At 41.7% G+C, this 21504-nt stretch carries 16 protein-coding genes and 1 pseudogene; 11 read left to right on the plus strand and 6 right to left on the minus strand.

What is annotated here, in order from left to right:
- Position 1: 1 nt before the first annotated feature.
- Positions 2 to 457: a DUF1249 domain-containing protein gene (locus QR722_RS16630; protein ID WP_502872442.1), complete on the minus strand. Its 456-nt coding sequence runs from the start codon at positions 455 to 457 to the stop codon at positions 2 to 4.
- Complete coding sequence (nudF, locus tag QR722_RS16635; protein WP_286284066.1) at positions 435 to 1061, minus strand: ADP-ribose diphosphatase; 627 nt, start codon at positions 1059 to 1061, stop codon at positions 435 to 437. Before nudF ends, QR722_RS16630 begins: the two co-directional genes overlap by 23 nt.
- Positions 1062 to 1328: 267 nt before the next feature.
- On the opposite strand from nudF, the gene tolC reads away from it, so the two are divergent.
- The 3 genes from tolC to QR722_RS16650 all read left to right on the plus strand — a co-directional run bounded on the left by tolC (position 1329) and on the right by QR722_RS16650 (position 4074).
- On the plus strand, positions 1329 to 2690 hold the full coding sequence (tolC, locus tag QR722_RS16640; protein ID WP_286284067.1) for an outer membrane channel protein TolC: 1362 nt from the start codon (positions 1329 to 1331) through the stop codon (positions 2688 to 2690).
- A 130-nt stretch (positions 2691 to 2820) separates the two neighbouring features.
- Positions 2821 to 3627: an ion transporter gene (locus QR722_RS16645; protein WP_286284068.1), complete on the plus strand. Its 807-nt coding sequence runs from the start codon at positions 2821 to 2823 to the stop codon at positions 3625 to 3627.
- A 285-nt stretch (positions 3628 to 3912) separates the two neighbouring features.
- Positions 3913 to 4074, plus strand: coding sequence for a hypothetical protein (locus QR722_RS16650; protein ID WP_286284069.1), 162 nt, complete (start codon positions 3913 to 3915; stop codon positions 4072 to 4074).
- A gap of 66 nt (positions 4075 to 4140) precedes the next feature.
- On the opposite strand, the gene prsT is transcribed toward QR722_RS16650, so the two are convergent.
- Positions 4141 to 6879, minus strand: coding sequence for an XrtA/PEP-CTERM system TPR-repeat protein PrsT (gene prsT / locus QR722_RS16655; protein ID WP_286284070.1), 2739 nt, complete (start codon positions 6877 to 6879; stop codon positions 4141 to 4143).
- 295 nt (positions 6880 to 7174) lie between these two features.
- Here prsT and QR722_RS16660 point away from each other — a divergent pair, with 295 nt between their 5' ends.
- The 3 genes from QR722_RS16660 to QR722_RS16670 all read left to right on the plus strand — a co-directional run bounded on the left by QR722_RS16660 (position 7175) and on the right by QR722_RS16670 (position 11617).
- Positions 7175 to 8926 carry a DEAD/DEAH box helicase gene (locus tag QR722_RS16660; protein ID WP_286284071.1) on the plus strand — a complete coding sequence of 584 codons (1752 nt, stop codon included), beginning with the start codon at positions 7175 to 7177 and terminating at the stop codon, positions 8924 to 8926.
- A gap of 210 nt (positions 8927 to 9136) precedes the next feature.
- Positions 9137 to 10552 carry a siroheme synthase CysG gene (gene cysG, locus QR722_RS16665; protein ID WP_286284072.1) on the plus strand — a complete coding sequence of 472 codons (1416 nt, stop codon included), beginning with the start codon at positions 9137 to 9139 and terminating at the stop codon, positions 10550 to 10552.
- Positions 10553 to 10672: 120 nt separating this feature from the next.
- The gene (locus tag QR722_RS16670) at positions 10673 to 11617 is read left to right on the plus strand and encodes a transglutaminase-like domain-containing protein (RefSeq protein WP_286284073.1); all 945 of its coding nucleotides are present in this window, start codon (positions 10673 to 10675) and stop codon (positions 11615 to 11617) included.
- Positions 11618 to 11643: 26 nt separating this feature from the next.
- On the opposite strand, the pseudogene QR722_RS16675 reads toward QR722_RS16670, so the two are convergent.
- A pseudogene (locus QR722_RS16675) lies at positions 11644 to 11892 on the minus strand (PhoH family protein); the annotation flags it as partial.
- An 87-nt stretch (positions 11893 to 11979) separates the two neighbouring features.
- On the opposite strand from QR722_RS16675, the gene QR722_RS16680 reads away from it, so the two are divergent.
- The 3 genes from QR722_RS16680 to QR722_RS16690 are packed head-to-tail and all read left to right on the plus strand — an operon-like array spanning position 11980 to position 16647.
- Complete coding sequence (locus QR722_RS16680) at positions 11980 to 13470, plus strand: tyrosine-type recombinase/integrase (protein ID WP_286284076.1); 1491 nt, start codon at positions 11980 to 11982, stop codon at positions 13468 to 13470.
- Positions 13454 to 16228, plus strand: coding sequence for a hypothetical protein (locus QR722_RS16685; protein WP_286284078.1), 2775 nt, complete (start codon positions 13454 to 13456; stop codon positions 16226 to 16228). The genes QR722_RS16680 and QR722_RS16685 overlap by 17 nt, the downstream gene beginning before the upstream one ends.
- The gene (locus QR722_RS16690; protein ID WP_286284079.1) at positions 16225 to 16647 is read left to right on the plus strand and encodes a hypothetical protein; all 423 of its coding nucleotides are present in this window, start codon (positions 16225 to 16227) and stop codon (positions 16645 to 16647) included. The genes QR722_RS16685 and QR722_RS16690 overlap by 4 nt, the downstream gene beginning before the upstream one ends.
- A gap of 21 nt (positions 16648 to 16668) precedes the next feature.
- Here the strand turns inward: QR722_RS16690 and istB are convergent, their stop codons facing one another.
- Both istB and istA read right to left on the minus strand, forming a co-directional pair.
- Positions 16669 to 17427: an IS21-like element helper ATPase IstB gene (gene istB / locus QR722_RS16695; RefSeq protein WP_286287614.1), complete on the minus strand. Its 759-nt coding sequence runs from the start codon at positions 17425 to 17427 to the stop codon at positions 16669 to 16671.
- A gap of 10 nt (positions 17428 to 17437) precedes the next feature.
- Positions 17438 to 18982, minus strand: a complete 1545-nt coding sequence (istA, locus tag QR722_RS16700; protein ID WP_286282697.1) for an IS21 family transposase — start codon at positions 18980 to 18982, stop codon at positions 17438 to 17440.
- A 197-nt stretch (positions 18983 to 19179) separates the two neighbouring features.
- Between istA and QR722_RS16705 the strand changes: the two genes are divergently transcribed.
- Together QR722_RS16705 and QR722_RS16710 are read left to right on the plus strand one after the other, a co-directional pair.
- On the plus strand, positions 19180 to 20913 hold the full coding sequence (locus QR722_RS16705; protein ID WP_286284081.1) for a site-specific integrase: 1734 nt from the start codon (positions 19180 to 19182) through the stop codon (positions 20911 to 20913).
- Complete coding sequence (locus tag QR722_RS16710; RefSeq protein ID WP_286284082.1) at positions 20910 to 21395, plus strand: hypothetical protein; 486 nt, start codon at positions 20910 to 20912, stop codon at positions 21393 to 21395. The genes QR722_RS16705 and QR722_RS16710 overlap by 4 nt, the downstream gene beginning before the upstream one ends.
- Positions 21396 to 21504: the final 109 nt, after the last annotated feature.

Consider the following 21504-nt stretch of genomic DNA (forward strand, 5'->3'; position numbering starts at 1 on the left):
ATTAAGTTTCAGACGAACGCAAAGTTTCACGATGACGTAAACAAAATGCCAGCCATTCAGATAGAAAGCGATTGGTCATTTCTTTTTCATTGGGTTGATGCATTTTCACATTTGGATAAACATAACTAGGTTTGAGCGAGCCTACATGTTGGGCATTTAACACTTCAGCTACTTTAGCATCATGATACAAGCGGACTTGCATCACTGGGCGCAGATAGATAGGGGTATTATCGGCTAACTGAGCCAGCTCAACTGTGCTGGTATATCTACTGCTATCCAGTATCTTAACTCGATAATCTAGCCCTTTATTAATTCCGATTATGTAACTTAATGTTAAGGTATCGCAATCAGGAAGTAGCCGTAACAGGCGGGCATAATTACTCTCACAAACGGCCAATAAGCTTGGTAAGTGTGGTACATATTTACGTTGTGAATTAGTCTGTCCCATGCCACTCATTTAGTAGTTTTTGTTCATTAATTAGGAACCATTGTAGCGCGATAACCGCAGCGGCGTTATCAATTTTGCCACTATCTAGCCATTCTACAGCTTGGGTTTTAGTTATTCGACGGACCAATATGTCCTCATTTTCATCATCTAAACCGTGCACACCCCCTGCACCACTGGCATCAACCTCGCCGATATAAATGTGCAGTCTTTCAGTGGTGCCTCCTGGACTGGAAAGGTAACTCAAAGCCTTGTATAAACGTTTGATGTCTACACCAGCCTCTTCTTTTGCCTCACGGCGACATACGTCTTCCGGCGCTTCGCCTGTCTCTATCATGCCTGCAACAATTTCGATTAACCAAGGCGATTTACTGGTGGGTAAGGCTCCAATACGAAATTGTTCAATAACTACGAATTCAGTTAGCTTAGGATCATATAACAACACAGCTACCGCATGACCACGCTCTAGGATTTCTCGATGAATTGGTTTACTCCAGCCGCCATCAAATAATCGGTGGCTGAAGTTAAATCCTATCAATTTAAAGAAACCATCATATAATTTGTTGGTTTCGCTGATTTTAAGATCTTTTTTGCTGAAAAAAGGGTAAGGTTTCAATTAAGACTCCAAGTCGCTGGGAACGGTGTGCCTAGTTAAATTAATCAGTGCTAAGGTAAGTTATTTTCAAATACTGTACTGGATTTAAGACTTTCGCAAAAATATTCTGTTACACTTGAGCGGTCGGTGTTACCACAAAATGTTTTCGGTTAGCGCTTGATTTCCTTAGACTTTGAATTAAACAAAAACGAACATAAATGTGTGTAGAATCGCGTAATATCATGTTTTAACTACGCGTAACGATACGGAACTAAAATAGGAAAGCAAATGAAAAAAACCATTCTGTCTCTGCTTGTCGGCTTTAGCGTGGCCTCACAAGCCTTTGCAGATGATCTTTACCAGGTGTATCAACGTGCACTTGAACAGGATCCGACGATTAACCGTGCAAAAGCTGATCGAGATGCCGCTTTTGAAGGGATTGAAATTAGTCGTGCAAATTTACTGCCGCAAGTGTCCGGCGTAATCAGCTATACCGACAGCTCCCAAGATCAATTTGATTATCAAGCAGGTGAAGACGAACAAGCGCCACCAACGGTATCCGTTATCAGCAGCGATACCACCAACTTAGGTTGGGACATAAATTTATCCTTGTCGGTATATGACCACAAAAATTGGGTGGGTTTAGATCGCGCAGAGAAACAAGCTCAACAAAGTGATACTAACTACGCCATCTCCAAGCAAGATTTAATCGTCAGAACCACTAGTGCCTATTTAGCCGTGCTAAGGGCTCAAGACGGTTTGGTTTTCGTACAAGCCGAAAAACGCGCGATTGAACGTCAGCTTGAACAAACCAAGCAGCGCTTTAACGTGGGCTTAACAGCAATTACCGACCTGCACGAAGCACAAGCCAATTTTGATAATACTGTAGCCCAAGAAATTGTTGCAGAGAATCTAGTGGAACTGCGCTTAGAAGAGTTGCGTGAGATCACTGGTAAATATCATGACAATCTATCTGTACTGAACACTGAAACATTTAGTGCATCTCGTCCAGTTCCCGCAATAGTCGATGATTGGCTAAGTATTGCTGAAGAAAAAAACCTTGAGTTAATGGTCAACAAACTAAGCAAAGAAATCGCCAAAGATGATATTTCTTCTGCTCGAGCAGGCCATTACCCCACACTTACTTTAAGAGCATCAGTTGGTAGAGATGATACTGAGGTTAATGGTAATAGTGGACTCCCAGCGCGAGATAATAACTCCATCGGCCTTAATTTAAATGTACCTATTTATTCTGGTGGCGCAACCAGTGCCCAGACAGCACAAGCGAAGTATAGATACATAGCTGCGAGCGAAAATCTTGAGCTGGCTCATCGCTCAGCCATTCGCTCTGTGCGCAGTTCATATAATGATGTGATTGCTGCCACTTCGACGATTCGGGCCTTAGAACAAGCTATCGTTTCTGCAGAGAGTGCATTACAAGCAACAGAAGCTGGTTTTGATGTGGGTACGCGGACCATTGTAGATGTACTAAACAGCACGCGTAACTTGTTTGATGCGAAAAGAAACTTAGCCAGTGCACGATATGATTTTATTACCGCAGTGCTAGGTTTAAAACGTGCAGCGGGTAATCTAACCGAGCAGGACGTGGTCGACATCAACCGAGGATTGCGCCCGCCCGTTCAATCTTAAGATATTGTCGAATGATAGGTATAATCTGTTGGAGCAAGGGTTTCAGCAGATTTTTTTTGCCTTGTCCTCAAGCTCATTATCATGCTATCGATTTCTCAACTGCTAAACCAAATAATGGATCTCAGATAAGATGCGCGCCACTAGTTTAAAAAGTAAATTTGTACAAATACGTTCAAACAAACTGTTCGAACTCGTCGTTATTGCAGTCATAATCTTTTCAGCCTTGTTAGTAGGTGCCAAAACCTACGAAATGTCTGAAACGCTAATATCTGTTTCAATCTTTCTTGATTGGTTTATCACCATTTTCTTCTTAACCGAAATTACGATTAGATTTGTAGCTGAACCGCGAAAGCGTGATTTCTTTAAAAATTTCTGGAACCTGTTCGATACCCTTATTGTTTTTGTTAGTTTGATCCCTGCCGAAAACACCGATATGGCATTGATTGCTCGCTTAGTGCGGGTATTTAGAGTATTACGGATGATCTCAATCATCCCAGAGTTGCGCCTACTCTTAACTTCATTAGTCAAAGCCATGCCACAACTAGGCTACGTGATGCTGTTGATGTTTATCATCTTTTATATCTATGCAGCCATAGGTAGTACGCTGTTTGAAACCATCAATCCAGTTTTATGGGGAGACATCACCGTATCTATGTTAACGCTGTTTAGGGTCATGACCTTTGAAGATTGGACAGACGTCATGTACGAAACCATGGAGGTCTATCCCCTTAGCTGGATATTTTACTTAACCTTTATATTCTTAAGTGCCTTCGCTTTTTTGAACATGGTTATCGGGATAGTGGTCAACGTGATGGAACAAGAAAACGTAAAGGCCCGACAGGAAAAAATGGAGTTGATGGGCGAGCCCACTATCGCTGATTTAGCGAAGCAGTTAACTCAAATTCAACAGCAGTTAGCAGAGTTAACTAAAAAGTAAAACAAGGGGGCCGTTTTAGCGGTCCGGCAAAGTTGGAGGTGCAAATGCAACTCCTACAACTATCAAGGGTCGCTAAATCAATTTCAGCCGCCCTGTATATATTACACTCTAATCGGTAAAAGTAACCGAAAGGATTTACTCCCTACTTTGAATCGGGGTTTGACATGCCCTGAACGTCACTTATTTGGCTAATATTCCCGTTCACAATGTGGCATAGAATTCGCTACCGCTATTGATATTAGTCAACCGGTAGTCCATTCACTTTAACGATTAGGAGAGCAGAATATGAGAATTCGAAAAGTCACTGAGCCGTTTAAACATTTGTCTGGTCAGCCAATAAAATTGATTGACGTGAGTTTACATAGAGCCAAAAGAAAAGCTGTCACCAAAGATAACGTGGTGCAAATTAGCGACTATCGAAAAGGTGCCGTTCCGTCCTTAGGTTAATTCTGGCAATAAAAAAGGCGATAATATAGATTATCGCCTTTGAGTTCTGGATAGCTTTATCAGAAGTTATAAACCATTTTGCGCCTTAATCTTCTCAACACGCTTTGCATCTTCCCCTTCAAACTTCCTGTCAGTCAGCTTGCGACGGGCTAAAGCGTTATTGCCATTGGAAAACAACACTTCAACATAGTTTAAATATATTTCATTCTTTTTCATGTCTTGATTTATAACCCGGTCATAAAACTTCAACGCTTCTTCATATTTTTCTTGTTTAACCAAGGCTTGAGCCAGGGTGTCAACGGCATCAGCATTGTTAGGCCGCTGCGATACCGCTTTACGAGCGTATTGCTCTGCTTCCCTTAAACGCCCCGTCTGGGTATACAGATAAGCCAAGTTATTCAACACCACAAAGTTGTTGGGGTTAAGTTGCAATGATTTCTCATAGGTAGCGATAGCCTCACTTTGGTCGCCACTAATTTGACGTTCTGCGAGCATCATCTTCGCTCCCAAGTCATTGGGATATTGTTTGGAATGGTTCTCCAGAACTGACAATGCTTCGCTCTTATCGCCCACTCGCTCTAAATTAGCTGCAAGTAGCACGACGTTGCGATCATTAGGAATATTTTTGTACGTCACTTGGGATAAAGGAAGCGCTTCTTTAAACTTACCCTCTGACAGCATGATCCTAGCCATAAAGCCCTGAGCTACTGGCAGTTGCTTATATTCGTCAGGCAAACTTGCATAGGCTACCTTAGCCTCACTGATCTTCCCAGACATCACTAAAAAGTGAATATGCAGCATTTTGATCGAAATATCATCTCTTATCAGCAAGAAGTCCGCAGCCCGTTTTGCCCCTTCTTTAAAGTCAGCTTTAGCATCCAACAAAAGCAATTTACCTAGGTTTGCATCGCGGCTGTTAGGGTATCTCTCCAACCAACGGTCATAGTGTTGATTGGCATCCGCCACTCCGCGCAGGGCTAAGAGCGCCTTGCCCTTGGAGTTCCAATAGGACATAGGTGTTGACTCGTCTTCAGGTACTCTATTGGCCACGTCGATGGCTTTCTGCCATTTTTGTTCGGATAAATATAACCTAGCGACTAACATTGCCAGACCAGTCTCGTTCGGCTTAGCTTTCAAGGCTGCCAAGGATGGCTGCATGCCCGCTTCGCCTTGTTTTTGCTGACGCTTGGACAGGTAATACGCTGCAAGAGCAGGGATGAAATCAGATTTTCTCTCCAATATGGCGAGTAGCTTCTTATCACCTTCAGCAAAATTGCCTTGGGTTAAATCAATGTTGGCAATGGCTAGTGCGATAAGGCCGTTGTCGGGCTCCAACTCCTTAGCCTTATTGAACTCTGCCAGCGCAGCGTCATATTCTTCGCGCTTCAACCTCACTTCACCGGCAAGTATATACGCTTTGATGTCTTGTGGTGACGCTGTTTTCCAATCATTAGCTAACTCTTCAGCTTTGTCTAAGTCATTGGTAGATAAATAAGCATTAGCTAATGTTGCTCGTGTCACTTCCAGCTCTGGACTTTGCTCTAGTGCCTTTTCCAAATCCAAAATCCCACTGACATCATTTAAGGAAAGACGCAGTACCCCAAGTCGGGTTAGATCTTCAGCAGTGCGGCTAATACTGGCAGAACGTTCTACCACTTGTTTAGCATCTTTAATATTGCCAGCACGGATCAATTCATAACCGGCTTTAGAAAATAACTTGGCATCTTTCTCGCTCACCTCTCCTAAATTATTCAGCACGTCAGTGGCTTCACCTGACATGCCTAACTGCAATTGACTGGCGGCGAGCATTTTCAAAGCGGGATGGTTCGCAGGCAATGAGCTTGCGATATATGAAAGATGGGTATTTGCAGCTTCAAAATCTTTTAGTATATAAGCTGCATACCCTGCAATCATCCGTAATACCGGATCGCCCCGACCATTCTGAATGGCTTTTTCTGCATATTTTTGTGCATCAGCATGTTGCTCTTTTGCTGCACTGACGACACTTTTTAATTGATTCAGCAGGGCGTTGTCTTGATTGATGGTTAACAACTGATCGATGTAAGGTTCCGCTTCGAGTATCTTGCCTGAATCTACCAATAACTTAGCTAACACGAATACTGTTTGAGTGTCATCAGGATAAGTTTCTATGTACTTAGTATAAACTTCTGTGGCCTTTCCTGGCTGATTGAGGCGCAGGTACAATTGACCTTGTAATTTTAGTAAATCGGCATTATCGGGAAATCGACTGACTAACTGCTGGGCTTTATCTGCGGCACCCTCGGTATTTTGATTCAAAATCGAACCGTATATATCAAGCAATCCTTTATACACCGTATCAACATCTATGCCGTTAAGTTCTTCGATTAAGGTTTTTGCTTCTTCTAGTTTGTCTAACTGCACCAGAGATTGAACTTTAAAAAAGCCTACTTCGATTTCTTGCTCAGCTGTCATACCCGCTTCTTTGTGGTCAATTTGACTCAATTCTGCATAGGCGCCGGTATTTTGATAGGCAATCGATAATAAGGGGATCACGTCTGAAGCGGGTTGGCCAAATTCCAATGCACGATTGAGTTCTTTCTCAGCGCTTTCATATTGTTTTTGCATTAAATAGACTTTACCTAAAGCAAAACGTGCGGCGGGATTTTTGGGTTCCATCTGAACGGCATTTTTTAATTCGACAACGGCTGAATTAAACTTTTTTTGTGCTACAAAATCTTGTGCTGACTGAAGGTGCTCTTCACTGCTTTTTTGTGAACATCCTAAAATGAGGCTAAGGCTAACTGCCAAAAATAAACTTCTCATATGTTAACGATTCCTTCTATTTAATTAACTCTATGCTACAAGTGTTAACATATTATTAATAGTATTTTGAATTGCAATCTACCTTGTATCGTACAAAAGTGCCATTTCAGCCTATTAAAACCCAATATAGCCAAAAAAACAGCTTAGATCTTCAGCTTTATTGGTATATATCTGGGTTATCTAATATAATACCGCTTTTAAGCCATACCGGCCTTTAGGCGCTTCCGAACGTTGCCTTTGAAACAAAAATTTGCTGATATCAGCAAACTATTCTGCCGGTAACTAGGGATCCTAAATGACCACCAATGTAGACATCACTTTTAAAGACCTAAATTTGCCTGAAGCTTTATTACAGGCAATCGAAAAAGTAGGTTACGAAAAACCCTCTCCTATTCAAGCTGAGAGTATTCCATTAATTTTGGCAGGACACGATCTGTTAGGCCAAGCACAAACAGGTACGGGTAAAACCGGTGCTTTCGCTCTTCCAATGCTAGCTAATTTGGATATCGATAAAGACTATACCCAATTACTGGTTTTGGCGCCTACTCGTGAACTAGCTATTCAGGTTGCAGAAGCTTTTCAAGTCTATGCAAGTTTTTCTAAAAAAATTCGCGTGTTACCAATTTATGGCGGCCAATCTTACGATAACCAGATTCGTCAGCTTAAACGTGGCGTTCAAGTAGTCGTAGGTACCCCTGGACGGGTAATTGACCACATTAAACGTGGAACATTAAAATTAGACCAGTTACGTTTCTTGGTACTGGATGAAGCTGATGAAATGTTACGTATGGGTTTCATTGACGATGTTGAGTGGATTTTGAGCCACGCTCCAGCAACACGTCAAACAGCGTTATTCTCAGCGACAATGCCTGCGCCGATCAAAAAGATCACGCAACGTTATTTGAATAATCCTAAACATGTCAAAATCGAGTCTAAAGTCAGCACTGCAAGCACAATTCGTCAGCGTTACTGCCAAATTGCAGGGCATCATAAACTTGAAGCCCTAACCCGTATTTTGGAAGTTGAAGAGTTTGATGGCGTCATTATTTTCGTGCGGACCAAAACTGCTACGGTTGAATTAGCCGACAAGTTGTCTGCTCGTGGGTACGACGTAGAGCCGTTAAACGGTGACATCGCACAGAATGCACGTGAAAGAACTGTCGATAAATTGAAGCAAGGCAAAATCGATATATTGGTTGCGACCGATGTTGTAGCCCGAGGCCTAGACGTAGAACGTGTCAGTCATGTTATTAACTATGATGTGCCTTATGACACAGAATCTTATGTTCATAGAATTGGAAGAACTGGACGTGCTGGCAGACAAGGTGATGCAATATTGTTTATTTCACATCGTGAAAAGCGCATGTTGTTCGCCATTGAAAAAGCCACGAATCAAGCTATTGAATCTATGCCGATTCCATCTATATCGGAAATCAATGAAACTCGTTTAACTCGCTTCAAGGCAAGCGTGATTGAAGCGATGGAAGATGATTCCATTGAAACATTAATCCCTATCGTTGAATCTATTCAGCAACAAACTGAAGCCTCTCCTGAAAAAATCATGGCGGCTTTGGCGAAAATTGCTCAGGGTGACGAACCCTTGATTTTGCGTGAAGGTGACAGACCTGACTTAAACGCCAAACCTTCTCATAGTGATCGGGAGCGTGATAGAGCTCCTCGCGGTGCTGGCAGAGAGCGCGGTCCAAGAGATAGAGATGACAGACGCGGTGCGCCTGCAAAACCACGTAATCGCAGCTCTAAGCCTGATGAAGGCATGCAGCGCTACCGTATTGACGTAGGTCATACCCACGGTGCTAAGCCTGGTAACATAGTTGGTGCTATTGCTAACGAAGCTAACATCAGCAGCAAAAACATTGGGGCGATTGAGATTTTCGATACTTTCAGTACGGTAGATCTTCCACAAGGTATGCCTGCCGACACCTTTGGTGTATTGCAGAAAACGCGCGTAGCCGGTCAACGTTTAGGTTTACGTGAGTGGAAAGACGAGCCACCTAAGCGCAAACCACGTAAAACTGACAAAAGCTAAGCTAGCTTTACAGTGAGATATAACAACAAACCCGCTACTAGTAGCGGGTTTTCTTTTAGGCCAAGGATAATTAAAGCTACTGTATACTCCGCCATTTTTATAACTTATAGAGATATAAATTATTTTTTAATACTTTTAATTTATATTTAAAATACGGCAAAATTCAGCCAATATGGTCCCTTAGGAATTGTCCTAAACAAAGGTATGACGATGCGTTATTTCCCAATCTTTATTGATACTCAGAAGCTAGAGTGCCTCGTCGTCGGTGCAGGGGAAGTGGCCGCCCGCAAAATTGAGTTACTGCTAAAAACCTCAGCAACCATTACCGTTGTAGCGCCTTGGGTTTGTAACACCGTGCAGAGATTTGCCGATGAAGGGCGTATCAATCTGCTCAATCGCCCCTTTGAGCAGACCGATATTGAGCATAAAGACCTGATATTTGTTGCCACCGATGATAGCGCCTTAAATGTATCAATTCATCAGATGGCCAGCGCCAAAAAAATACTGGTCAACGTAGTCGATAACACCCCTTTGTGTCAGTTTATTACCCCAACGATCATTGACCGCTCTCCAATTGTTATCGCCATAAGTAGCGGCGGGGTTGCGCCAGTTTTATTGCGATATTTGAGGCAGAAACTTGAATCCTGGATCCCGCAGAATATTTCTCGTTTAGGCTCCTTTTCAGAAAAATTTCGTGAAACCGTCAAGCTGAAGCTGAAATCCGTGGTTGAACGCCGATATTTTTGGGAAGAAGTTATGGACGGCCCCATCGCCGAACAGGTCCTAAATGGTAACCACCAGCAAGCCGAGGAAATGTTTGTCCAAACCTTGCACGCCCATGGAAATAGCCAAGCCCAAGGAGAGGTTTATCTTGTAGGAGCAGGACCTGGCGATCCAGATCTTCTTACCTTTAAAGCGCTACGCTTGATGCAAAAAGCAGATGTGGTTGTATACGACCGTCTTGTCTCTAAAGAGATATTGGAATTGGTCCGTCGAGACGCTGAAAAGATATATGTGGGCAAGGCGAAAAGTAAACATACTCTGCCGCAACAAGAGATTAACGAACTGCTCGCTCAAGAAGCCTTGAAAGGAAACCGAGTGGTTAGGCTCAAGGGAGGAGACCCCTTCATATTTGGCCGTGGTGGTGAAGAATTAGCAACTTTAGTTAAACACAATATTCGTTTCCAAGTAGTGCCGGGCATCACAGCCGCTACCGGAGCCGCCAGTTATGCGGGCATTCCGCTAACCCATAGAGATCACGCACAGTCAGTGGTGTTTGCCACCGGACACCTAAAAGACAATACCATAGATCTTGATTGGCCTGCGCTTGTGCAAAAAAGCCAAACCGTGGTGTTTTACATGGGCCTGACCGGCTTGCCGATAATATGTCACAACCTGATAGCACACGGCATGTCAAAAGATACGCCCATTGCGATGGTTGAATCCGCCACCTTAAGCACTCAGCGGGTGGTGACAGGCACGCTAGAGACCATACAGAACATAGCTGAAGAAGCGCAGATTAAGCCGCCCTCACTGATAATCATCGGCAGTGTTGTCACCTTGCGAGATTCCCTGAACTGGTACCAGCTCGAGCAAACAACGGAATTATCAGGGGTTTCAAGCTGATTAAAAGTCGAACAATTGTTCTTCTCTCCCAAGACAGATTAACAAAGGTTTAACATCGCGACCAAAAGTGGCTAATATACAATCTAATTTGATAGCTTTTAGTCACTTTAGGTAAGTACTTTGCGCCCTGTATTAATATTTTTTGCACTCGTGTTATCGAGCCCATCGATATTTGCTGAACAATTGAAGTTCGTGAAAAATGTGCAAGGCAATAGTATTGCTATGAGTTACCTTTGGTTGGATCAATTCAATCAAACTCACGAGATCACCTTTTCTCTAGACAAAGACATGACTCATGCGCTTTATTCCAACCAGACTAATTACAAGCCAGACATCGCACAACGTTATGTTTATGTTGAATTAATGAAGCAAGCACAGCAAATTAATCCTCGCGAAGCCCGGGTAAATGTTATCCAACGGGGCAGCAGATTAGAGTTTAAAGTTTCCAGTCGTTCAAACGAGATGCTTGCCAAGTGGCGGCAACTAATGAGCGACAAACAAAATAGCGCTTTTCAGCAATATCTGACTGATAATCACTATTCCACATTTACCGATTACTCTGGTCAAACAGGGGTAGTGCCGGATCACTTACGCTATGTTAAGGAAAGCCATAGTCTTATGCTACCTGTCGCCCAAGCTATATACGATAAGCTAAATCCCGGCAGTGATACTCGTGACTATGTTAATTTGTTATTGAGTTGGATTCAGAGCATTCCCTATGACGCTTTGGAAAACCGCATAAGTTCAAATGGCGCGGGCTTTTTTACCCCCGTGGAAGTGCTGATAAATAATCGGGGAGATTGTGATAGCAAGGCCACTCTCACAGCCGCATTGATGCGTTCTCTGCTTCCTGAGTTGAGTATGGCGATAGTCTATTTACCCGGACATGCCTTGCTCGCAGTTAACCTTAGCCATCGCATCGATGAACACATTTTAACAATCGCCGGTACTGATCATGTTTTGATCGAACCAACCGGTCCAGCGAAAGTCAGTATCGGTAGGGTTTCTGATGAAACTGCTCGTCACATCGCTAATGGTAGTTACACCTATATACTGGTGCCCTAGGCAAAGCAACGAGCAAGCTTCCCCCGCTATAACTGTTTTTCGGCAAATTCTGCTAAACGACTGCGCACCACACCATCTAAATTCATAGTTGCACTGCCTGAAAAGTTTTTAAACTTTTCCACCAAGTAAGTTAAACCAGAGGTTACAGCTGACAAGTAGTTACTGTCAATTTGGGCTAAATTACCCCCACAGATCAATTTAGTCCCCTCGCCACATCGGGTGATTATTGTCTTCAGTTGGGAAGCAGTGAGATTCTGCGACTCATCTAAAATCACCCTCGAAGTGATACCATACTATCATACCCCAAAGAAACTTGATTAAAAAAGTTTTTACACATAAGGTATTCTTAGAGGTGGATTAATATGGTAGTACGAATAAAAGCAAAATCGACAATAATAAAAACAGCGGTCAATTTGGGAAAAGGAATGTCTTTTCACCTAAATGAATCAGGGCAACCTATTGAAACGGAAGAGGGCATCAGAACCCATTCATATCGTCATAATAAAGTAGAGCCTAATTTCTCTCTACTTTATCACCCAGATCGTATTACCGAATGCCAAGAAATGAACTTGTTCTTAATGCACCGATTCGAAGGTCACTTCAGCCTCAAAAAGAACATAAAAGAGAGCGAAGCTTTCAGTGATGCTTACTATGCAAGTCAACCTGGAAAACAGTTAAACGTAAAAACTGTTCGTAGTATAGCTAAGCATTTAAAAGCCTTTTTAGACTGGTTAGCCAAAGATGAGGCTTCTTACTTCGAAGTCATAGCGGCTCCCCTCTCTCGACAATCTGTAGACGATAATATTTCACAACTGCCTGTTTGGCGTTATCACAAATACTTATGTGATCGAGTAGCTACTAATGATAAGGCCAAACGGCTAAGTTACAACACGGCTCAAGAACGAATAAGAGCGGTAAAAACATTTTATATTTGGAGTCATAAGCGAGGCGCTATTGATAGCCTTCCCTTTTCGCTTGAATATGAGCAAGTACGTATAAAGTCCAAAACTAAGCCTAGTGAAAGCTCGTTGTTTCTGTTGCCAACTAGCACAACACGTTCAGGTGGTTTATGGGAATGGGTCAGTAACCTGAGCATTCCTAAAACCATAAAACAAAAAGAAGATTCGTCTGACAAAGAGCTTCAACCATACTCACCGCAAGAACTTAAACAACTATTACAGACGGTTACTGCACAAAAGAGTCCTTACAAAATCTACTTACAGTGTGCGCTGTTGGGTGGATTACGTTCCTTTGAAGTCTCCGCAATTGACCAGTGTGATATTTTTGATCCAGACAAAATAGAAAACAAAAAACGCATCCCGAAATTAAACATTGTTCGCAAGGGGCATAAACCTGTAAGACTGACAATAGCTAGAGTATTAATGAAGCTTTTATATCTTCACACTCTGCTGCCAATGAACAAGAAGCAGCGTACCAAACACGAAACTACGTACGGTATGAACAATAGCGAACATCAGCTCCCTTTGTTTATGAATAGCTCAGGAGAACGGATAAATGAAGAAACACCGGGAAATACTATATCCATTGTCAGAAAAGAGCAAAGAGAGCTGGGATTGGAAATACTATCGCGCACATTTCATGATTTACGAGCTACTTTCGCAACTTACGTTGCCAAATATTTAATAGAAAAAGGAGAGTCGGAAAGTTCAATTCGGCAGATATTAATGACGTTGATGAGTCATGAGAGTTTCAAAACGACCAAGCGTTACATCGATTTTGCCAAAAATGTTGGAGTCGATGCATACGGAGCAATGTCAGAATGGGTACAAGACATATACGGTGATGTTGATGCTCTTTTAGTGCGTGAGGCTGAAAATGCTACAGCAAATTAAAAAGCGTAAATCCAATCGCATTCCAGCTAGGTTCATTCCTTACTCAACTGTTCTAGCCGAACAGTTGGAAGAGCTATTTAATAGAGCGTATGACAAAGCAAACAACATTTGCACAGATGACGACACTGCAATTTCAATGAGTCGCTTGCGGAATGCTTGTGTCAGTTTACAGCACATTCTTCCACTCGCACTAAATAAAGTGAGTGCTGATACAGCGACAACAATTAAAACTTCGGGATTAAATGCTCTATTAGACTTTGAAATTTGGCAAGAATTAGAATACTACTGTGTTAATCAAATAGACAATGTCAAGTTACCTACTTGGGCTACGCGTATAGAAGAAGCTCTAGAGAATCTAGCTCAATTTCATCTTGAAGACAACAAAATCAACGCCCCATTTCGGCTAGCCAATGAATCTATTTCAATTGATATTATCAAATTGCACGAACTTAAATTTCATCAACTTAAAGAGGTTCGAGCATTACTTCAAGGATATCTAGATTATCTTGTAATACCTGAGTTAAATATTAAAGACTCTACAATTAGAGACAACATTCTAAAAACATCTTCGGCTATTCTAACCCTTTTTCAGCACGATAGCTTTAAAGAAGCTGAACGCGCCAAACTACCTTTGATAGCAACATTACAAGATAAAGCATTCGTATCATCATTTATAAGCAATCACAATTTCCGCACTTTTTTAAAGTTTTTATTACCCGATATATGGGGTAAAGCTAGAGTCAATCAATTTAGAACAGAAGTCGAAGTTATTGAATATGCATATAGCATATCCCCCAAATTTGGCGAAGAAATGGATGCTTTTTTAAAAAACCAGTTTGCAAACACTCCAGAAGCCAATAAAGCTGGAGTTAGATCTAAGACATTATCTTTTCCAAGATGGTTACATAGTACTGGTAATGTTGCTTACCCAATAGTCGAGTTACTCAGTGAGTACGGCATTTCAGGGCTAGTAAAAAATGGCCATCGAGGATTTAAATTCCTTTATAAACTTTACCAAGAGGAATGTACTCAAAATAATCGACAATTTATACCGGCACTAAACGCAGCGTTAAATCTTTATCATTTCATAACTGACGAAAAAATTGTTAAGGATAGTTTATTACCTTACTCAATGGGCTATTACTTAAAAGAGAGTGATACGACCCAATGGCAAAAACACAAATGGGTGTATGATAATGCCAATAAATTTTATCAAAACTTAGTTGAACTCCATGACGTCTTTACAAAGCGGGTTGATGGAGAAAGGATAGGAATTATCACACTCAAATGCTATATAGGTTATATGGCTTCCGCATTAAAAGAAACCGCGCCATCACTAACAGACAGACAAATAAAACGAATTGCAAGTAATGGTATCGACGCTTTCGTAGAAAATAATTTTGAAATTTTGAAGGTTGTTAGAGAGTCTATTCAACTAAAATCAAAACAAGATACTCTATCGATAGTCGTAGCAAAGCAATACCAGAGTGCTATTGATAAATTACTGAGTTTTTATGGTTTAGATACAATTAACAGCTTTCCTGTGAGCACAGAATTAAGATCACAACATCAGAATCAACTTTCACAGAATCAAGATAAGCTCTACTCGTACCGGGAAGTCGTCCAATTAGCCTACTTCATTGAAATAGGACTCTCAAACACATTACTGGCCATTAAAGATAAAGTCGTACTTTATGCGGCAAAAATTTTGTTGAAAACAGGCTGGAACCTAACTCCTACACTAGAACTTGATACGAACGACTTGTTTTTCTTAGACACGCCGTTACACGGTAGCAAAACACCTGCTATTCGCTTATTTAAACGCAGATCTAATTATCAAACTCAATGGTATAAATTTGAGATAAAAGCTGAAGGCTTAGAAAACGAAGGTATCTTAGTTGGAGACAAAGTTGCACCTGTTGTTTTTGATATAAAATCAGCAATCAAACTGACAACCCCTTACCCCCCTTCTAGCGACAATTTATCCAAGAGAATCTTTGTTTACCCCGAAACTAACAATATAGGAGCGACAGACGTACTAGTTTTAACGGCTAACCGTTTCAAGACAGCTATAGATAGAATTTTAACTAATCTTGGTTGTGATATTGCGTTTAATTCACAAAAGGTCAGAAAAACAGGTCTTAACTATATATATCGGAAGGTCTCTAAAGAATTCAAGTGGTATCAAAAAGCAGGCAAACACTCTTATGAAACATTCTTGCGTCATTATTTAATGCAAGACAGCAAAGACGTAGCAAAAACAATCAATAGAGCGACAAAAACAATGTCCGACTATTTTGTTCGCGATGTTACCGACAATGTAATTATTTTGCTGACTCCACCAGACGACGGTAAAAAAGTCCCTAATGGCGTATGCATCAATTCTAAAGATGAATCAGCAGTAAAAGCATTCGAATCGCAAAACAGAAAATTATTAGACCAGCGAGGAGCAGACGAGCAAGCATGTGCAGATTTTAACGCATGTCTATGGTGTCCGTTTTATCGCTGTGTTGCTGACGCACTGCATGTATGGAAGCTATTGTCATATCGGGATTTTGTTGTTGCTGATATGGAAAACTCTGCCGCAACATTCGACACTATTACTGAGCAATTAGAAAACATCGAGCAATTAAAAAGTCGAGTAAATAAAGTACTAAATGATATTTCCAAGCTAAATGTACAGGCAGTCATTGATGGAAAAGAGCTATTGAGAACTGAGGGTCTACATCCTCATTGGAAAGACACAGGTTTGCTATGACAACAGAGATAACTAAAACAATACTATTAGACCATGCTGTAGTTAATACACATAAAGGGTACATCACTATAAAACCTTTAGCTCAAGTATTGGAAGATCTTAAAGTTAATGACCCTAGCGCGTTCATTAATATCCCTTTGTGGGAAAACACAGCATTAAATATTGCCAAGCATGGCACAGTTCATTTTGGTGATAACACTTGGCATAGTTATGAAGAAGCACAAAGAAATCTCAATTTTAGCGGTGAAGATGAACTAACGTATCAAATTCGTATTTATTCACTACTTAAGCTCACACACGGTGATGTAGTAGGCGGTAAACCACTTAAAATATCTACACTCCAAAATGATGCAACGTATTTGCATATTCTGGTGATAAGGATCAGTCATTCCGGTTTCATCGGGATCACTAATCTTTGACGCATTGGACGAGTCTGTGTTTTACCCTAAGTGATCCCGATGGGTCAACTCAGATTGTATTTTTCTCATCGACTCCCCTTTTAAATTGATCCGGTGAGCGTTGTGCATGAGCCTGTCTAGAATCGCGTCTGCCAACGTATTATCGCCAATAGACTGATACCACTGATCGGTCGGTAACTGACTGATGATCACAGTCGATGAGCTGCCGTTTCTATCATCCATGATTTCCATCAGATCGTTCCGGTGTGCGGCTTTAAGTGGTTCCAGCCCCCAGTCATCCAGAATGAGCATGTTCATGCGGGCCAGATGCTGTAGCGCCTTGCTGTAGGTGCCATCAGCTTTTGCTTGGGTCAGTTCTAGCATTAATCGAGAGAGTCGGTAGTATTTCGCGCTGTAACCTTTGGTGCAAGCGGTGTGCGCTAAAGCACAGGCCAGATAAGTCTTACCGCTGCCGCAAGGACCGGTGAGTAGCAGGTTCTGGTGCTTGTTTACCCAGTCACATTGCAACAGAGAGGCCATCATAGCTTGCTTTAGTCCCCTTGGCTGGCTGTAATCTATATCCCGTGCAGTGGCGTTGATTTTCAATTTGGCGGCTTTGAGCAATCGCTGTTGTTTACGCTGCTCCCGCTCATGTTGTTCGCAGTCGGTCATCAGTTGGAGTCGCTCATCGAAGCTTAAAGCATCGTAGTTGCCAGGTTGTTCAGTTTGCATCGTCAGAGCTTTTGCCATGCCGGTGAGTTTGAGCTGGCGTAGTTGGGTGAGAGTATTATTTATCATGATGTCTCCTTGATTAGTGGAAGCTTTGTGGGCCACGGATATTCTCGTGGGATTGGGGTAGCAGTGAGGGCTGTTCCGGTGTATCAGGATGCAGTTTGTCTTGGTTGCTACTAAGGATATCTTTGATGTGCTTGAGTCGATAAAGACTGTGTTGGTTGGCAATGGCGCAGGCCTTGTCGATGCGCTGTGGTGGATATTGGCGAGACAGGCTCAGTAGACCTAAACACACACGATAAGCCTGTTGCTCATGCTGTTTGCTGTTGAGCTGAGTTTTGACCCAAGCAAGCACCTCGCCACCGATATCTTTGGCCCAATTCATGAGTCTGCCTTTGGACCATTGATGATGTTTTTCATGTTGGGTCGGCATGTGACTGGGTGTGGTACTCATGCCTGCGCGATACTGTCTAGCGTGACTAGCAACGAGGTTGTTGTGGAACAGTAATTCAATCACATTGGCCTTGGCATATAGCTCAATGCGCTCGCCGACCAGATGATGGGGCACCGAGTACAAGTGCTCATCATACTGGACGTGGTAATCAATATTGACTTTGACCTGCTTGATATCGGTGTACTGGTAGGTGTGTTTAGGCAGCGGCAAGAGCACCGGTTTATCAATGGACTCGAACCAAGTTCGGCGACTGCCCTTGAACTGTTTAAAGGGCTTGTTGTTCACCTCAACCAGTAAGGCTTTGATGCAGGTGTTTAGCTCGGCCAATGAGAAGAAGGTGTGATGACGTAAGCGTGCCAATATCCAGCGCTCAATGATTTGCACACCCACTTCAGCCTTGGCTTTATCTTTAGGTTTATACGGCCTGGCAGGCACAATAGCCACCCCATAGTGAGCGGCCAGTTGTTGATACGCCGGATTCACATCAGGGTCGTAACGACAGGCTTTAGTTACTCCGCTTTTTAAGTTATCTGGCACCACCATTTGTGGCACACCGCCTAAGAAGTTAAAGGCTCTGGCATGACTATTCAGCCAGTCGGGCAAACTCTGACTATAGGTCGCTTCAGCGAAGGTATAGTTGGTTGCGCCCATCACCGCAACGAATATCTGTGCGGTGCGTACTTCACCAGAGCTACCGCTGACAATTGGCACCGTCTGCCCAGCATAATCGACAAACAGAGTTTCGCCCGCTTTATGGATTTGGCGCATGGAACGGCGCTGTTTAGCACGCCATACCTCATAATGATGGCAATATTGCGAGTAGCTATAGCTGCGATTAGGATACTGCTGGGTATATTCCTCCCACAGCAGGTGCTTGGTCACGCCTTTGCCCTTGAGTTCTTGATGCACTTCAGTCCAAGCAGGCAACTGATAGTGGCGGGACGGCCTAGGGTCTGATTGTGGATACAACAATCTTGCCAGCGCAACGTCATCCATATCATCGGGTAACGGCCAAGTAAGTTCGCAGTGCTTAACTTTAGCAAGCAACTTTTGCACACCACCAATACTGGCTTTCGTGCAGATACTGATTTTTCGTAGACTGAGCTGGGCTTCAAAATGAAGTCGTAGGATTTCTCTGATATTACGCATTGTAAACCTCTTTGTAGCCATGACTGCTCCAGACAAAAAGGAACTAGGCTAGCAAATATGTTGAATATCAACGCGTCAATTAAGATTCTATTAGGTAGAAGTCATCATTCTGGTGACATCCCAAAAGTGATCCCGATGAAACCGGAATAGATGATCCCGATGAAATCAGAATCAGTGATCCCGAATAGCCAGAAAAGGTGATCCCGATGGACCGGAATATGCAGTATTTAAATTCGATTGCGGGTTTCATCAGAAAGAGAGGATATAATTCATTTCATGAGTTGGAATTTAAATCTGATCTAGTTATCAGAAACCTGATAAAAGACTATTTATACGAAGTCGGCAAGATAGCTATATATAGACAGACCCACTCATTTACGAAGCTATTTGCTCCACAGCGAAGCTTTCGACTTTTTGGTCCTAAAGTATGCAGTATTTTTTGTGATGTTCTTAGCCAACTAGACGAGTTACATCATCCTAGACCTGTAACCTACTCACATCCTGTCATTCCTACTAAGCAGATGAAAAGAATTCTGAAATTTACAACTAAAATAGTTGAAAAATCGAAAGAAAAGATCGACCGATGGCTCGAATTAAATGCGCGTTTAATTGAGAGTTTAAATGAGGGCTTGATTGAACCACCTCCAAAAAATGATACGTGCGAATTAATCGCAAAGCACGTTAAAAACTTACCCCATGAAAAAGAATTTATTCAATTATCTGAAGACTTGGAAGATTTAAAATTAGCTACCTTTATCAACATCCTAGCCTATACAGGTATGAGATATAACGAAGTTCTTACGTGTAAAGTTGGATGTGCCAATTATAAAGATGATATTTACTACCTAACGGCCACAATGACCAAGACGGACAACAGTAAGGTAGAGATGGAGTGGTTTTCTAACGCTGAGGTATTTGAGTCTATTGAATTATATGAGAAATATGTGACTGGCATGCAAGAACGCGCACAAACTGTTCTTTCCTCATGCAGAGCCAACATTAAAAACAGCCAAGCACACAATTTGGAAGAAGGATTGAAGAAAAATCGTCTCTTTGGTGTTTCACACAGTAGCTGTAGTGTTAGTTTTAGCAATTCTGGAAGATTTACTGATTTTGAAATCAAAAGTAACGAATACGCTGAGCTATTTGACTTAACACTAGATAGCGAAGATATAGCAGAACTTGAGCGTCTTGAGTCGAACTACAAAGCAGTCAGAGGTGAAAATAGAGGAATCCCTTACGAAGAAGGAGATATACTAAGACTAACAGCTCACATGTTCCGACATACATTAGCGTACTTTGTCATATCAAATAAATTAGGTGAGCTTGATGATATTAGATATCAATTTAAGCATTTAACTAGCCTAATGACATTTGTATATACGCGAAGAGCATTTTTGGCTTCCAGCACTTTAATTAAAACTACAGAAGAATTTAGTGATATTTTAATTGAACGTATCGCGGAAGAGTTAATTGATGAAGCCGAGTCACAATCGCTAAAGGGTGGTGCTGGTGAGCAAATTAATAAAACATCTAAAGATCTCATAATAGGAATAACTGATAGCCAAAGCAAAGATTCGACAGTGATCAAGCAGATCCATTTTAGTTCGATTGAAGAGCTGAAAAAATTCCTTGTGAAGAACATTCAAAACATTCGCGGCTTACCTACGGGTTACTGTACGGCTGGAGAAGCCTGCAAAATAAAAGGAGCTGGTATTCCTAGTGGCTGTGTATATTGCGGCAGCAAAATTATCAGCAGACGCCATAAGATGAATTGGCAAATAATAAAAAAAGAGGCGACTAAGAAACTAGAGATATATGCTGCATCGACCAAAGAAGAGCAGGAAGAGTACGAGCTATTTGCTATTCACTGGAAAAACAACATAGCAGCCGCCGATTATGTACTTGATAGCGCTTCACAATATAAGAATAACAAAGGGGCACGCGCATGAGTAGCGCTTACGACGATATTAAACGAGCCTTTGATGAAATGAAGTCAGATGGTAGCAAAATAACCAAAAACGCTGTTGCTACGAGAGCAAAAAGGAATATTGCAAACCTATCGAAAATAGAAGAAAAATGGGTAAACTTACGAGTAGAAATTGAAGATGCTCAATTAAATTGGGAGGGAAAAAAGGAAGAAACTACCAAAGATGAGTTAATCAAACAGCTTAAAGCCAACGTATCTAATCTCAAAAGTAAACTGGCAAACGAAAAACATAAAAATGAAATTGATCCAAAAGTTTATGACAAAAAAATAGAGAAGCTGCTGGTATTACTGCAAGAAATGTATGCGGAGATAGACAAGCTAAAACTAATAAATGCAGATTTACAAAATCAATTAGTTCACTCAGGACAACAGAGGGAAATAAGAGTGGACGAATCTACAGGAGAAATTATTGAATTAGTTTCAAGCACGAAGCGTAAAGAATGAATTTTATTAAACCGGAACTTAAGAGACTGTAACTAATTTTGTGGTGCGACACGATGTTGCTCCTGTGATTGTTTAATCCAAAGGATTGGATGTTAAAGCTACTGTCTCA

The sequence above is a fragment of the Aliiglaciecola sp. LCG003 genome (assembly GCF_030316135.1).
Taxonomy (GTDB): domain Bacteria; phylum Pseudomonadota; class Gammaproteobacteria; order Enterobacterales; family Alteromonadaceae; genus Aliiglaciecola.